Origin of the sequence: Paenibacillus sp. FSL R7-0272 (assembly GCF_037969905.1) — a bacterium.
Taxonomy (GTDB): domain Bacteria; phylum Bacillota; class Bacilli; order Paenibacillales; family Paenibacillaceae; genus Paenibacillus; species Paenibacillus polysaccharolyticus.
In genome coordinates this window covers 3,250,572-3,266,249 of record NZ_CP150221.1, presented here as the reverse complement: position 1 = coordinate 3,266,249, position 15,678 = coordinate 3,250,572, and the positions used below count along the sequence as shown (strand labels likewise).

At 43.8% G+C, this 15,678-nt stretch carries 13 protein-coding genes and 1 pseudogene; 2 read left to right on the top strand and 12 right to left on the bottom strand.

The annotated features are described in order from the left end of the window. Positions 1-174: 174 nt before the first annotated feature. Entirely contained in the window at positions 175-1,683 is a 1,509-nt protein-coding gene (locus tag MKY23_RS14420; protein ID WP_154888994.1) for an alpha-N-arabinofuranosidase, read from the top strand. Positions 1,684-2,188: 505 nt separating this feature from the next. Here MKY23_RS14420 and MKY23_RS14415 read toward each other — a convergent pair. The 11 genes and pseudogenes from MKY23_RS14415 to MKY23_RS14365 form a co-directional block, all read right to left on the bottom strand. Beyond that, complete coding sequence (locus MKY23_RS14415) at positions 2,189-2,785, bottom strand: hypothetical protein (RefSeq protein WP_154888996.1); 597 nt, start codon at positions 2,783-2,785, stop codon at positions 2,189-2,191. Between the two features lie 134 nt (positions 2,786-2,919). After that, positions 2,920-3,642, bottom strand: coding sequence for a GAP family protein (locus tag MKY23_RS14410; RefSeq protein ID WP_339839443.1), 723 nt, complete (start codon positions 3,640-3,642; stop codon positions 2,920-2,922). A 101-nt stretch (positions 3,643-3,743) separates the two neighbouring features. After that, on the bottom strand, positions 3,744-4,223 hold the full coding sequence (locus MKY23_RS14405) for a hypothetical protein (protein ID WP_154889000.1): 480 nt from the start codon (positions 4,221-4,223) through the stop codon (positions 3,744-3,746). Further along, positions 4,210-5,001, bottom strand: a complete 792-nt coding sequence (locus MKY23_RS14400; protein WP_339839101.1) for a MerR family transcriptional regulator — start codon at positions 4,999-5,001, stop codon at positions 4,210-4,212. The genes MKY23_RS14405 and MKY23_RS14400 overlap by 14 nt, the downstream gene beginning before the upstream one ends. Before the next feature lie 164 nt (positions 5,002-5,165). Then, a complete protein-coding gene (locus MKY23_RS14395) occupies positions 5,166-5,765 on the bottom strand; it encodes a hypothetical protein (protein ID WP_339839098.1) in 600 nt (199 codons plus the stop codon). A 173-nt stretch (positions 5,766-5,938) separates the two neighbouring features. Beyond that, positions 5,939-6,118, bottom strand: a pseudogene (locus MKY23_RS14390) (MerR family transcriptional regulator); the annotation flags it as partial. Positions 6,119-6,338: 220 nt separating this feature from the next. Beyond that, positions 6,339-7,145: a type II CAAX endopeptidase family protein gene (locus tag MKY23_RS14385; RefSeq protein ID WP_261769266.1), complete on the bottom strand. Its 807-nt coding sequence runs from the start codon at positions 7,143-7,145 to the stop codon at positions 6,339-6,341. A 194-nt stretch (positions 7,146-7,339) separates the two neighbouring features. Further along, complete coding sequence (gene cydC / locus MKY23_RS14380; protein ID WP_339839093.1) at positions 7,340-9,097, bottom strand: thiol reductant ABC exporter subunit CydC; 1,758 nt, start codon at positions 9,095-9,097, stop codon at positions 7,340-7,342. Beyond that, a complete protein-coding gene (cydD, locus tag MKY23_RS14375; RefSeq protein ID WP_339839439.1) occupies positions 9,094-10,854 on the bottom strand; it encodes a thiol reductant ABC exporter subunit CydD in 1,761 nt (586 codons plus the stop codon). The genes cydC and cydD overlap by 4 nt, the downstream gene beginning before the upstream one ends. A gap of 97 nt (positions 10,855-10,951) precedes the next feature. Continuing rightward, a complete protein-coding gene (locus MKY23_RS14370; RefSeq protein ID WP_339839090.1) occupies positions 10,952-11,965 on the bottom strand; it encodes a cytochrome d ubiquinol oxidase subunit II in 1,014 nt (337 codons plus the stop codon). After that, positions 11,965-13,338 carry a cytochrome ubiquinol oxidase subunit I gene (locus MKY23_RS14365; RefSeq protein WP_339839087.1) on the bottom strand — a complete coding sequence of 458 codons (1,374 nt, stop codon included), beginning with the start codon at positions 13,336-13,338 and terminating at the stop codon, positions 11,965-11,967. The genes MKY23_RS14370 and MKY23_RS14365 overlap by 1 nt, the downstream gene beginning before the upstream one ends. Positions 13,339-13,881: 543 nt before the next feature. Here MKY23_RS14365 and MKY23_RS14360 point away from each other — a divergent pair. Then, on the top strand, positions 13,882-14,418 hold the full coding sequence (locus MKY23_RS14360) for a GNAT family N-acetyltransferase (protein ID WP_090916506.1): 537 nt from the start codon (positions 13,882-13,884) through the stop codon (positions 14,416-14,418). 269 nt (positions 14,419-14,687) lie between these two features. Here MKY23_RS14360 and MKY23_RS14355 read toward each other — a convergent pair whose 3' ends face one another. Further along, on the bottom strand, positions 14,688-15,602 hold the full coding sequence (locus tag MKY23_RS14355; protein ID WP_253500148.1) for a DsbA family protein: 915 nt from the start codon (positions 15,600-15,602) through the stop codon (positions 14,688-14,690). Positions 15,603-15,678: the final 76 nt, after the last annotated feature.

Sequence of the window (15,678 nt, the reverse complement as noted above, 5' to 3'; positions counted from 1 at the left end):
CTTGCTCTGTATATCCGCATTATGATACATATTAGATAACAAATCAATGTATTGATTTTGCTTTCAGGCGAATTCAATATAGATTAGCGACATCATATGACATTACAAACGATGATATGTATTACACAATCATTCACATGCACTATAAAATTCAATCTTATGGAGGTTTTCACTATGCTTAAATCCAAAATGCTGATCGATAAAGATTTTCAAATTGCTGAAGTAGACCCGCGTGTCTACGGTTCATTTATAGAACATTTGGGACGTGCCGTGTATGGCGGCATATATGATCCAGGTCATCCAACCGCAGATGCACAAGGCTTCCGTCAGGATGCTATTGAAGCGATTAAAGCGCTTAACGTACCCATCGTTCGTTATCCTGGCGGCAACTTCGTATCCGGTTACAACTGGGAAGATGGCGTGGGTCCAGTAGCTGAACGTAAACGTAGACTAGAGCTGGCTTGGTGGACGATTGAAACGAATGCGGTAGGTACGAACGAATTTGCAGATTGGGCTAAGCTGGCAGGTACGGAAGTGATGATGGCTGTTAACTTGGGAACTCGCGGTATCGATGCAGCCAGAAATCTGGTTGAATATTGCAACCACCCTTCGGGCACATACTGGAGTGATCTGCGTATCTCTCACGGATATAAAGATCCACATAAATTCAAAACATGGTGCCTCGGCAATGAAATGGACGGTCCTTGGCAGATTGGTGCGATGACCGCATATGAATATGGCCGTATTGCCAATGAAACAGCCAAAGCGATGAAATGGGTTGATCCGGAGATCGAGCTCGTTGCATGTGGTAGCTCCAGCCGTGACATGAAGACATTTGCAGATTGGGAAGCAACTGTGCTTGATCTTACCTATGAAAATGTAGACTACTTGTCTCTGCATCAGTATTACAATAACAACAAAGACAACACGTATGATTTCCTAGCAACCTCACTGGATCTGGATCAATTTATTGATAGTGTGGCTTCGATCTGTGATTTTGTACAAGCGAAAAAACGTAGCAAAAAGAAATTGATGCTCTCTCTGGATGAATGGAATGTGTGGAAATCCATTGGTACAAGCCGTATGGAAGAACGTTGGCAGATTGCACCTCCTGAGTTCGAAGATGTGTACACGCATGAAGATGCACTGGCAGTAGGCTGTTACCTGATCACCATTCTTAAACATGCTGACCGTGTAAAAATGGCTTGCCTTGCGCAGTTGATTAACACGATCGCACCAATCATGACTGAAAATAACGGAGCAATCTGGTTACAAACGACGTACTTCCCGTTCCTGCACGCTTCCAACTTCGGACGTGGTACGGTGCTGCGGTCCATCACATCTTCACCTAAATATGATTCAAAAGACTTCACGGATGTACCTTATCTCGAATCCATCAGTGTACATGATGAAGAAAATGGCACCATCACCATCTTTGCGGTGAACAGACATCTCGATGAGGCCATGGAACTGAATGTTGATCTTCGTTCGTTCGGGGAAACAACATTTGTAGAACACATTGTTCTGGAAAACAATGACCTGAAAGCAAGCAATACCAAAGAAAATCCACGTAACGTGTTGCCTCACAACGGCGGACATACAACCGTGGATCAAGGTAAAGTACAAGCTGTGCTGAACAAAGCGTCCTGGAACGTAATCCGTTTGAAAACAAAACAAGCGTAATCGACAAATCGCATAAGATCAAAAAGCCCAGAGCATACCCGCTCTGGGCTTTAGCATTAGTATTAGCTTTTGCCTTTGCTGACGGACGTGTGGTAATGGGATATTGAGGTGCTTAAATGGCCCCAGTATGTAGCTTAAATTCTAACGATCACAGGAGACGCTATTTTGGACAATTCGGCTGTTTTCAATGTACAATCTCGTGTTTCAACAAAATAAGGTCTCTCATGATCGTTAGAATTTGGAACGCTCGATATTCGGCCCAATAAGGTTCCTGGTGATCGTTAGCGCTTTGCTCGATAAGATCTCTAATGCTCTGTTGTTTCCGCCTCTTAATTATAGAAATTGAGTAAGTATTGGAGCTCGCATTGAATCTTTATCCTATTCCGAAACAACTTAAATGATAAAAAAAGCCGCTATAATAGCGACTTAGGAGTGTTTACTAATCTTTTCTCCACTATTTCTTAGCACATCAACATGTTCTCGACACTACACTTGTGTACTCAAGTTACCCCCGTTGGGTTTCCGCTTCGGCTTCAGCTTCATCCTCGGTCTGCGATGCCTGACTTGCTGGTGACATCAACCCTTGCACAGCTCCCATAAACGGCTGAATTTGTTTAATCATGCCGTAGCCCATTTTCACAACAGGCACAAAACGCTGAATCATGCCGAACAAACGCATGCCGCCTCCGAGCATGCCTCCAAATGATCCTGCCCCGCCCAGTCCACCTAATAAAGATCCCATCATCGGCATAAAGGATGATACCTGTGCCTGACGTTGACGAGAGGATCTATGTGAAGTTACCCGGGGTTGCACGGAGGATTTGCGGGAACGATTAACCTTTTTCCGGCTTGAAGAAGATACGGACTTGTTTGACTTGATTGGTTTGTTTTTCATTTGACGATCACGACTCCGTACCGCCCGCGCTTTTTTTGCCGTGGTTGTTGAAGTTTGTGTAAATTTCCCGCCCCCGGTAAGCTCTACACCCTCGTTGCTCACGCCAGAGATGTACCCGATGTACGTCTCACCATTATGAAGAGTCACGCAGACCGGACGATCCTTGAATCGTTTTGCCTTCACGTGTATTTCATTGGTCTTAGCCATGGAATTCACCTCACTCAACTTGATCTAATCTAGTCTACGCGATGGGTGGACGACTTGCCTGTGCGAATAACACATGCTTGTGCCGAAAAGAGAAAAGATACGGGTTCTGTCAACACGGCTTATACCACATCGTCTCACTGAAACCAGCCTAAATCATAAACTGCATTAACCGTTAGCAAAAAACCAACGATACCTACAATCCAGGCAGTAGCATTCTGTGCATTGTTCACCAGCCACCTATCCATTTTAGCTAGAGGTTGTTTCAAAACAGGGTAGGCGAGCAATCTCCCTGCCAGCAAAATGAGCGAAGGTAATATCATAACGAAGCAATATCCCAGTAACAGAATTCCCGACATAGGCCAGGCAGGTCCTTCACTAACTAATACGCCTATGGCTGCTAGATAGGGCAACATCGTTCCAAGTTCCAGTACGACCGCGGTCAGGGCAAGCCCAATAAGTATACTAATAGAACTTCTGCTGGAAACGGTCTCTCCCGTAACACGAGCCCTCCATTTTAAAATAGTACCTTCCCCACTTCCTGCACGTTCCGCAGCACGAGCCCGAGATCTTTTGGTATCCATGAGTTGGCTTACAATCATTAACAATATACCTATCACCAGTTGTCCTAAAAGGAAGGGCTGAGATCCCATTAGGGGTGCATATTGTTTCAGAAATGAATCTGTTCCTAACATGATGATGAGGCCAATTGCAAAGTAACAACCGGACACTGTGAATATATAGATCAAAAACCGATCTACTCGAACACGCCCAGGTGTCATCAGTAACCAGACAGGAATTAAGAGAGTGCCCAAACTCGTTGAATCTATTAGTGCTAGCAGTACAAGGGTAAATAACATTGCGGTTAACGTCATGATTTTCCTCACTCTCTGTTATAATTTTAACCACTTGCTGGAACAAAATGTAGAACATAGAACAGGACCTCCATCTACGAACGAAGTTATCCTGGCCCCAGCTGGAACTTCTTCTCACAGACAGCCTTCGCATCGCTCCCTCGCGACTTATGAGATGCAACTAACTCCCCGTCATACCAAATGGAACAGCTTATCCAGCTTGCACTGTCATCTGCTTTTGCCCTAACGTGAGTTGAAAGCAGCGGAATAAACGTATCTTTTGGAATAACAAATCTATCTTTGTACGGAACTTCAATCGTATCCCAATATACACTCTCCGGATTTTTTCGAGCATTGATCTCTACTTCCAGATCAGATGCCGAATTAACATCACTTTCAACAAGCACCTCAACGACGATGCCATCCGACTCATGTGCTGTATTTTGTTTTGACTTTTCACGATCCAGTTCATCATTCACTACATCTTCTGTCATTCCACAAGCTGAGAATATTATAAGCAGACCGGAGAGCAATAACAGAATCCAGATGTTTTTAATTTTTGTCTTGTTTTGTTTAATCTCCTTCATTAGCAATGTCCTCTCTTTGTTTTAGAAAAAAGCGGATCATCTCATCAACATAGGACATGAATTCATGATCCATGCCCATGACTACAGGCTCAGACGCATCTCTTGGATTGATAAGTTCCCAATACTTGTCGAGTAGTTTTTCATCATGATCAAACAGCTCTAATGCTGTTTCATACAATTGCCTCGCAACGACTTGGACCTCTTCAGAATGGGGAGATGAGGGCATCAAGGATCGTACACGTTGGAAAATAGTTAAAAGTCCCTCCATTCGCGGATCGTTACTCCCGAGTATAGGCAGATGATTCAGTATATCCGTTTCTCTTGATGTTAACTGTAAATCATCGCTGTATTCGGGACGAATTATCCCTTCAGAGAGCGGCCGATCTTCCATTTGGGAAATAATTTGCAATAAACTTTCGAGATTGCTCATTCCTGCAAATTTTAACGTATGAAGGGTTGATCTGAGATAATATTGCTTTCGGCTTAATTCTTCTTTTTTCTGTTCAATTAGCTCTATTTGTTCGTTTAAAGAGGCCACCCAATTTTCATGGTCTCCCTTATTTTCTTGGTTCTGAAACAATTCTTTAATCTGTTCTAATGTATAGCCGATGGACTTCAACAGAAGAATTTTTTGCAGGCGAAGAATAGCACTCTCATCATAGTATCGATACCCGTTTTCCGTAATAAGTGTCGGTTGTAACAATTCGATCTGTTCATAATAATGAAGTGTTCTTTTGCTGATATTTGTTTTTTTCGCTAATTCTCCAATCAGGATCATGCGTACCTCCCCTTCCTGAGAACATTATAAACCATAACGTATACGTTAGGGTAAAGCCCCATAATTTCGATAGAAGACTATTGCTCAATAAAACGAAAAAAAGACGATGCTTACATCGTCCTCGCTGTGATATGAACTTCCTCTCTCCTTGAAAACAATTTCTATTATTGTGCCTGCTGTTCTTTAGTGTAATATCTTTCGTATTCTTTCGTCATCGCGTATCGATGAACTCCTCTACTAGCTTGTACGGCTTGCGCAGCCAACTCTTCTGCTTCCTTGTAATGATTCAGCTTACGCTCAATTTCGGCTAGAAGGGCAAATCGCATCCACTCTCTTTTAATGGAACTTAAATGCTCTCTGGCTCGTTCAGTCTCTCCTTCTTCGATCAGGACAAACGTTTCATAGTATGTACGATAAACCGATTTACGCATCTCGCGTACCGCTTTTCTCACGGTAAACAGATCCTTCCGGTAAGCACCGTATGCTGCCTGATAGTTGGCCTTCGTCGACTTGCTGGCTGATGTATTGCTCATCAGCTTTTCCATCGTGAGCTCAACTTCTTCATCCAACCTGTTGGCTGTCGCATAAATAATATAAATATAAGGTGCATGTTGTCTTCTTCGTAAAAAAACCTCTAACCGATCCATACGCGTTTCCCAGACCATAGGATATAAAACAAAAATGCTAAACATAATGAGTCCAGCAACCAGCACTGTACCTAACACTAGAAAAATCGATTGGTCATTCAACAACATCACAAGCATGTAAACAAATATAGCAACATAAGAAACAATTTCCCACCTACTCACCCCCGGCCTTCATTCCTTTCATGATGGATTACTTGTAGAACGGATAATCAAGATACCTTTATAGAAATTACTATTATACCAGAAGTACCAGGTCTTTTTGTATAATTTTAGGTAATTGAACGAAAGCCCATCTTACGCAGCAATAAAATATGAGCTAAACGGTACACCTCATCCATTCCATACATTCGGTATTGATTTTCACCGGTATATGCCGGGGTTAGCACTCCTTTTTTTTCAAAATAACGAATCTGGTGCACGGATACTTGCAAGAGCTTAGCCAGCTCGCTAATCGTAATTCCATCTTTTATTTCATTCATGTAAACTCCACCTTTGTTCTCTTATCTATAGTTAGCATAAACCTTAGGTCTGACCTAAGGTCAAGATTAATTTTCAATTTCTTATAATCCTTTATGTATGTCTGAAATTATGAATGTACGGAAACATCACAAAGAAGGGAAAACCATATAGCGGTTCACCCTTCGCGTACGTATTTTGCAAAAATCCCGAAAAAAAGTACGGTGTGCTTGCCTATTTTTTGAATCTCATATTTCCTTTGTGATACGCGCTAATCAGCATGGGGATGGCGATCAGCAAACTGACGATGATCGGTACAATGGATGCCTCCAGTCCAAAGCTTCCACCTGTCAACCAAGGCGACCCGGATAGCTGTACATCAAAAAAACCTTGTGTCGCTATGCCCGACACCGGTATTCCCAGCATTCCCTCCAGTGCATTCCATGCAAAATGAAGTCCCATGACAAACCACAGATTACGTCGCCACAGAAACCCGGCTCCGAGCAAAATACCTGCTTCGATGACAATGGCAACTGAACTCCAAAGTGTTGCTCCGGGATTTGGCAGATGAGCCAAACCGAAAAATAGTGAAGTTATTGCCAAAGCAAACCAGCTTCCAAGTCGTTTTTCAATTGCTTGCAGGAATAGGCCGCGAAAGATCAATTCCTCCACAATGGCCGCACCAATCGCCAAAGCCAAAATAGAACCAATCGCGTTCGTCGCTGACCATGTAAAGCTGTATCCACCAAGCAACGTGATGATCCCGACAGAAACCCCAATCAAGATAAGACCAACTCCCGAGCCTAATACCAACTCAGTTCCTGCCCTACGAAGTTGTAATTCCTGTACGTTGCGCCCTGCCATGAATTTCATAACAAACCAGTAGACCGCAATGGAGACGATCCCCCCTGCAAGTGCCAGCATAATCGACAGTATGCCTTGCGAATCAACGAACAACTTTTGGGTCATGAAGCCGGACAGGCCCAGGAGAATAACACCTGTAAACATCCATACGAGCGGGAACTGCATTATTTTCCTCACTTCAACCGAACCTCCTCACATGATTGGACTAGTTACCTTTAGTATATATGTATGACGTGAATATTGCTTTCAAGCAATCCTTCGTAATGGATCGTTGTATTTACAATAGTTTGGAGCAAAGTAACCATTTAGCCGTTTGGTAGTTTCGAATCTAACGCAAAAAAGCCGCTTAAGTGCGGCTTTTCTTTATAGACTTAAGTTCCTTGCTCTCCAATCATCTGCAGTTCAATCTTCTTCATTTCGTAAAAATAACCCTTACGCTCCATCAACTCCTCGAAGGAACCTGTTTCGACAATCTGGCCTTGATCCATGACCACAATCTGATCCATCCGTTCAAGCCCTGTCAGACGGTGACAGATTAGTAGCAACGTGTCTTCAGCCGCCTGTGTCAACAAGTTCTGTAACACACGTGCTTCCGTAACATAGTCCAGCGAAGAGGTTGGTTCGTCCAGCAACCATAACCTGCCCTTGCGCAACATGGCACGGGCCAGAGCCAGCCGCTGTTTCTCACCATCGGACAGGTTTTCTCCTTTTTCGTATACGTTGTCGTCCAAGGATGTATTAGAAAGTTGAACTTGATGGAGTATATCTTCCACATATTCATCCGAGTAAGACTCGCCACTGAGTAGTAAATTATCCCGAATCGTTCCCCGGAAAAAGTGGCTCTGTTGCAACACAACATGGGTATTTTGCCATATGCATTTTTCATTCAACTCATTCACCGAGATGTCATTGAATTTTATTTTGCCAGCACCAGGTGTCCGTAGCTTGAGAAGTAAATCCAAAATCGTAGATTTTCCAGAGCCGATTGGCCCGACAATCGCCGTTTTGGATCCAGGTGCAAGGTAGAGCGATACGTCATCTAGCGCAGATCTCCATTCCCCTTCATATTGAAAAGAAACATGAGACAGTTCGATCGTTGCCGCTTCCACTTCTGCATCGACTTGCAGAGATAAATAGGTTTTAGATGAATGAGCCTGACTAATATGTCCATTGGTCTGCGGTTCAAGCACCGTCTCAGCCAAACGTTTCGCAGCATGTTCACTGTCCAACTTATACGCTGGTAACACGGCCATTGCTGCGGATTCTTCAAACATCGTTTGTGTTGCCAGAATCAACATCGCAAGATAAACTCCGGCAAAGACTCCGTCTGCAATGAGAAAAGCACTGATTACCAGCACACCCCATGTGACCAGATAGGTGACAAAAATATGCATGGATTGTCCCAGCACCAATTGTGTAGCAGCTCTTTGTTGCTGCGTTGCGAGTTCAGCCGAATCCTGCTGAAGTTGCTGTTCACGCCCTGCCAATTGTCCATATACTTTCAAATCACGAAAACCATACAATACTTCAGTTACCTCCGTAGATAGCTTTGCCCGTTGCTGACGTACATGTTCGTTGATTTTCCGTTGACCGATCAGCACCAGGTTTGGAACAACAAAAGCTGTAATCAACATGCCAACGATGATTAAACACGCAATCCAGAATGAAAAAATCGCTGTAAACAGGACGGTGCTCAAGAATACCATCACCACCATAATAGGAGGATAAGCAACACGCAGAAAATAATGTTGTAAACTCTCTACATCTCCTACGATTCGTGCCAGCAGATCCCCGCTTCGGTTTTTGTTCAAAATTCCAGGCGTAACCGGTATAAGCTTGGCAAAAAATGAGGTTCGTAAACGGCTGAGGATAGAAAAGGTTGCCCGGTGAGAAGCAAGTCTCTCCCCATAACGGCTAGCCGCTCGTACGAATCCAAGCAGTTTGACCATCGACGTTAGAACAATCAAGGTGTACAGTGGCGGTGCAAATACCGTTTGCGAGATGAGGTATCCACTTGCGGAGAAAAGGGCTACACCTGCTGTACCTGCAATGAATCCACATAATATAGAGAGCAAAATATCTTTGCGCTCCTGCATCATCGCCTTGGACAGAACAGCTAACTCTTTCATGCGATCCCTCCTGTTCTCTGAATTTGTACCATCTCGGCATACACAGGCACTCGTTCTAACAACTCCTGATGTGTTCCCGAATCTGCGAGTACACCATCTGACATGAACCAAATCTGGTCCGCTTGCTGAATCGTATATAATCGGTGCGCTACCGTAATGATCGTGGCCTGTTCCGACAATGCTGCGATAGAACGCTGTAGAATTTGTTCGGTGCGAAGGTCGAGGCCAACTGTTGGTTCATCAAACAGTATGAGGGCAGGCTTTTTCAGAAAAGCGCGAGCGAGAGCTAATCTTTGTTTTTCTCCCCCAGAAAGTCCACGTCCTCCTTCCCCAACAGGGGTATCCAATCCTTTATCCAGTTGAGCAATTAGTGAAATGAGTCCAGCTTGTTCAGCCGCTTTTTCTATCTCCGCACGGGGTTCAGCGCTTCCTGAACCTATAGCTATATTTTCAGCTAATGTGCCTGCAAAAATATAGGGATGCTGTGTAATATAACTGATCTGTTTAAACCAGTCGGCCTCGTTTATTTGTACAAGCGGTCTTCCGTTAATACAAACTTCTCCCGAGGTTGGATGTAACAAACCGGAGATCAGGCTTAATAAGGTTGTTTTACCTGAGCCGCTTGGACCAACAATGGCGAGCTTTTCTCCTGGTTTTATCGATACATGTCCCGTTTCAAGTGCAAACGAACCTGGGACATAGTGAAACCGGACATTTTTTAATTCAATGAATGAAGGCATATCTGACTTCGTTGACGCAGGTCCGGTCAATAATTGCTGATGTGACGACTTTTTCTCAACTTCCTTAGGCTGTGAATTCTCTTTTCGTTGTTCGTTTTCCGCAATTAGTTGCTCCACCTTACGAATAGCGCCCATGCTTGTTCGACCGCTGTGAAAGGCGGTACCTGTATTTTTTAACAAACTGTAGAACTCGGGAACGAGCAACAACAACAGAAAAGCGGTATGAAAGGTCATTGATTTATACACAAGTAGCTGAATGGCAAGCTCTAACGCAACGATACCGATACTTAACATGACAATCGCTTCAAGCATAAACGTATTCGTAAAAGCAATCTTCAAAATGCTCATCGTGCTATCCCGATAACCCAGACTGCTGCGTTCGATTTCCTGTTGCTGACGATTCACCCGTCCGAATATTTTCAGTGTCACCAGACCTTGCAGCGAATCGAGAAACGTACCGGAAAACTCCGCCAGCTGTGCATACTTTTCTTCAGATTTATTCTTGGTCTGCAAACCAACGAGAATCATGAACAATGGAATAAACGGTGCTGTACACAACAGAATCCAGCCTGTGTTGGCATGTAGCGTGAAGGCAACAACCAGAATCACAATCGGAATCATCGAAGCTTCCATCATACGGGGCATGTACTGACTGAAATAGCTGTCCGCCTCATCGATGGCGTCCAGGGCAACGCTGACCTTGCCTCCTGTCTGTCCCTGCAATGCAGAGAACATGGAAGTGTGGGTAAGATTTTGTAACACCTTGGCACGAATATTGGTTTTGGCACGTGCAGCCATATGCAAACCAACTTTGCCGTTGCCGTATGTTAACAGCGTACGTAGAGCCATAACGGTAAGTAATAACCCGAGAAGTGGCATGATCGATGATAAGGACGCCTTTTCTACAAAAATACGCTGTACAGCTTCTGCCATAAATACAGCCTGGCTTATAATCGCTGCACCAAGGGCCAGTGAAAAGGCCATAAGGAGAAGTCTACTTTTTCGAAGTAAAGACATCTGCTGTTGAATCAGAATCGATTTTTGCCGACCCGACTGTTTTCCTTGCTGTTTGGTTCGCTCTTTCCTTTGCCTTTTCACAGGGCGACCCTCCTTTTTATTTGTTTCCTTTGACATAATCCGCATCAAACAGGAACAGTTTGAACACCAGAATCAGAGATGGAATGAGCAGACATAATCCTCCGATAAAGACGACAACCAATGCGAAACCCATAGCTGGCGAGGTAGCACTGCTCTGAATCGTGATGTACGGATCAAGGATGTATGGGTACTGACCGATGCCATAGGCAAAGAACGCACAGAAAAACTGTAGCATGATGCAAATAAAAGCAAGTCCGTAGCGGCGTTCGTTATACAGCAGCCACATGGCAACTATGAAGAAAGCGACGGATAAGGCGAGCAGCCACCAGAGATCCATCATATTTTGAAAATGGCGTTCATTGTGCTGACCCAAATATATAAATGCAGTCAGCGCCAGAATAATCGTAGGTGTGCTCCAAAATAAGGAATAATTCCGCATGAGCTTCAAGGCACCTTGATCTTCAGCCCGTGAGGCGTAGAAGGTTAGAAAAGTTCCACTGATAAACAATACAGAAACAATCGCTAGTCCAACGATGCTCCAGGATAACGGGTTGGTGAATAACGCCCAGTAATCCAGTGAAACCGCCTCTCCCTGCTTCAGAATGAAACCACCTTCTGACAAGGTCAGGGCTACGGACAGAGATGCCGGAATCAACAAACCCGTTGCCCCATATAAAAACAGGTACACGATGTTGTTCTTGGAACCGTAATTTTCAAAGGCATAGAACGAGCCACGGATTGCTAAAAGTATAACGGCGATACTTCCGGGAACGATCAAGGCTGCGCCATAATAAGAGGCCGTATCTGGGAAAAAGCCAACGATACCAATATAGAAAAAGACAAAAAATACATTCGTAATCTCCCATACGGGCGATAGATAACGAGAGATCAAACGGTTAATCAGATGATCCTGTTTCGTTAGACGTGCATAAAAGGCAAAAAATCCAGCTCCGAAATCGATTGATGCAACAATCAAATATCCGTACAGGAACAGCCAGAGCACCGAAATACCAATCAACTCATAACTCATTAGGCATGTCCTCCATTCTCAGTATTCGCCGCAGTCTTATCTTGTTTCGCTTGTAACCATTTCTCCATTTCTAGCTCAGCAGGATTGTTATTGAACAAACGTTTCAACACGAGAACGCAGATTACACCAAGCACGATATACAAAAGCAAGAAAACAAAAAATAAAATTCGCACACTCGGAGAAGATGTGGCGGCTTCTTCGACACGCATGTACCCACGAATAATCCATGGCTGCCGCCCGATTTCGGCATAGAACCAGCCCATCTCTACAGCGAGGAAAGCAAGCGGTGCGCTGAGTGCAACTAGGCCAAGCAGCCATTTGTTCAGCGGATTACGCTTCTTCCATAACACAAAAAGGAAATATAGGCTGGAGATGGCGAGTAGAGCAAATCCGATGCCAGCCATTAGATCGAATAGATAATGCACCAGTAGTGGCGGTTGTTCATCGGGTGGGAATTCGTTCAGCCCGGTGACTTCTGCATTGAAGTCTCCAAAGGCCAGAAAGCTGAGCAACTTGGGCAGATGTAACGCGCCTATAATCTCATGTTCTGCATTCAGCCAGCCGAGTAGGATCAAATCCGCGCCGCTCTCTGTCTCAAAATGCCATTCTGCTGCTGCCAATTTCTCCGGTTGGTGTTCAGCCAAAAACTTTGCAGATACATCTCCAGCAAGTGTGTTCAGCAAACTGAATACCAGAACTACGGCCATCATCAGGTTTAGGCCTTTCTTGTGGTAAGCAGATCCCCCTCTCTTCAACATCGCAAGAGCCGCGATCCCGGCGAGCAAAGCCGCTCCTGTCAGATAAGCCGAGCTTAAGACATGGAACACTTTAGAGAACGTTGCTGTATTCAGCATGGCTTGCACGGGATTAACCGCTGTAAATTGACCAGCCTGCATCACAAATCCTTCCGGTTGGTTCATGAATCCGTTCACGGTTGTGATGAAAACGGCAGACATCCCTGCCCCGGCAACAACCGGAATTGTAAGTAGCCAGTGAATATACGGGTTTTTGAATCGATCCCATGTATAGAGGTAAATGCCCAGGAAGATCGCTTCGAAAAAGAAGGCGAACACTTCCATAAATAGCGGCAATGCAATGACATTACCAGCCAGCTTCATAAAATTCGGCCACACCAGGGCCAGCTGTAGCGATATCGCTGTACCTGTCACCACCCCCACAGCCACCGAAATGACAAAACCTCGTGACCATCTTTTCGCCATAAGTATGTAGTGGGGGTCTTTCTTCCGAATACCGATAAATTCAGCAATCGCAATCATCAAAGGTATACCCACACCAAGTGTTGCAAAAATAACGTGAAATCCAAGTGTCAGACCCGTTACGAGTCTGCTCCATAACACCGTATCGACTGCCATTTTGTATTGCCTCCTCTCAAATTCCATTCGATTCATTATGAGAAAAAAATCACAAACCAAAATACAAGGATAGGTTGCCACATGTCCCGTGCATTTAATCCTGTAACCCTTGAACGCTATCCAAGGTTGGATGTCTCTTCTTCTCTAATCACAAAGCGTCTTAATCATTGGCTTAAACCTATTAATCAAAATTATTATATCCTTAATTTTAAGCAATTCAATCGCTGATACGTCTTCGTTGTTAAACGTTCAAGAAAGGCTCAACTCTTTCTGACAACTTCGTGAAAATAGGCACAATCACCCTTTAGGGCTATTGCATTATCTAGCTTAGCCGTGATATGCCGTGTTAATGATATTAGCTGATTGCTCATTGATTGAGTTTGAATCCTTGAGAGATTATCCAACCAATATTAGAAATGATCTGTGTTACACTAGAGATACTTCTGTCCTCCGACAGAGAGACATGCAATTCATAACGATTAATAACGATACATAGCTTAAGGAGATGTTCTATTGAGTAATATTAAAAATAAATTCGATTATATGTCAGAAACCGAAAGACTCGTGATCCGCCCACTACAAGATAAAGATTACGAGAACTGGCTTCACGAATTCGAGAGCCGTTCTCCTTCCCAGCATCGACACGATCCTGGAAAAATGGATATGAGCGAATGTACATTAGAATGGTTCGAGCGTCTGGTAGCAAGACATCAGGAACTGGCGTTTAACGATAAAGTATATGTCTTTGGGGTTTTCCGCAAAGAAGATGGCACCCACTTGGGCATGATCGATATTGCCACCTTGGCGAGAGAACCTTTTCAGTGGGCGAGCTTTGGGTACACGATTCACAATCAGCACTGGAAAAAAGGATACGGCAAAGAAGCAGTGCGTCAGGTCCTCCGTATTGCAGCCGAGTCTTTAAAATTCCACCGTTTGGAAGCACATATCAACCTGGATAACCTGCCCTCTATCAAGCTGGCTGAAAGTGTCGGTCTGGAGTTTGAATGTATTCGCAAAGGTTTTATCTATGAACATGAGGAATGGACGGATCATCTGGTATATTTCAAGAACCTGTTTTAAAGCGGTCTATTTATTTAAAAACAGATAACCTGAAAAAGGCAGCTACCATCCAAGGTAGCTGCTTTTACTTCAATATCAGATCAGACCAAGTGAACTAATAAAATACATTTATTTTACGATGTGGATTCAGATCAGAGATACACTTCATATATTAACCAACTCATATTCACATGTATTAATGTGACTTTTTTTGAATACAGACCTCGAGAAATTTGCAATAACACATGGATAAATGTACTAATTCTATTTCTATCTTTTTCCTGAGTCAGTTACACCCGCTGAACAGCCATTTCATTTAAGATATGCCTTACTTGGTAGGTGCCCTCTTCTAATTCAGATTGTACAAATGACTCCACACGATCCTTCTCTACGTCATACAGTACTTCAATTTCTCTAGAGAACAGAAGATGTCCTTCTTTGATTTTGTTAGACAATGTAGCAATCTTCTTCGGCTTCGGCGCATCACCCAGAATCTGCTGTAGCGCTTGAACGTAGGTTTCCAGAGGGCGAGCCCCAACCACTTTAATGCCTTGCTGCTCCTTGTTGACAATAATAATAGATGGGAAACCTCTTACGCCTAGCCGAGCAGTCATCTCAAAGTCTTCTTCCAACAAGTCTTGTGCAGATTGCTGAGCAGCACTGGCCACGATTTCTTTTCCATTCAGCCCTAGCCCATTCACAAGCTCAATCAGCACATCATCTTCTCCAATATTTCGATTCATCGCAAATACGGCTTCACGTGCAACTCTTAGAAAGGCTTGTTCTTTCCCAGGATACATGCGCTCTATGACTTTAAACACACGAGAAGGCGGATAGGATGACTGGATTGGGTTCTCAAGCCAAACGGAACCGTCAATCGGCATCCGTGAGTGCTCACCTACTTCTCTCCAATGCCCTGCCACATCTGCAGGTTTCGAAATGCCATTTGCCCCATCAGAGAACCCTTCCCAGCTCGCTAACAAACCACCCATTTTGGTCTCCACATTAAAATAATGACCGTACTCTTCTATAAAACGATTCAACACAGGTTCCAGTGCCCAGCAGTGTGAGCAAATGGGGTCTGTAGCATAATAAAGTGTTATTTGTTTCTCTTCCTGCTTTAGATTAATCACTTGCATTTCTTCTTCATCACTTACACCACATATACCCGTTTCCAAATCACACATCATGGATTCATTACTCATCATTATCCCATCCTTTTTGATCTTATCTATTGAATTGACTTTGTGTTAGTATGATTATAATATCTACAATCTACAG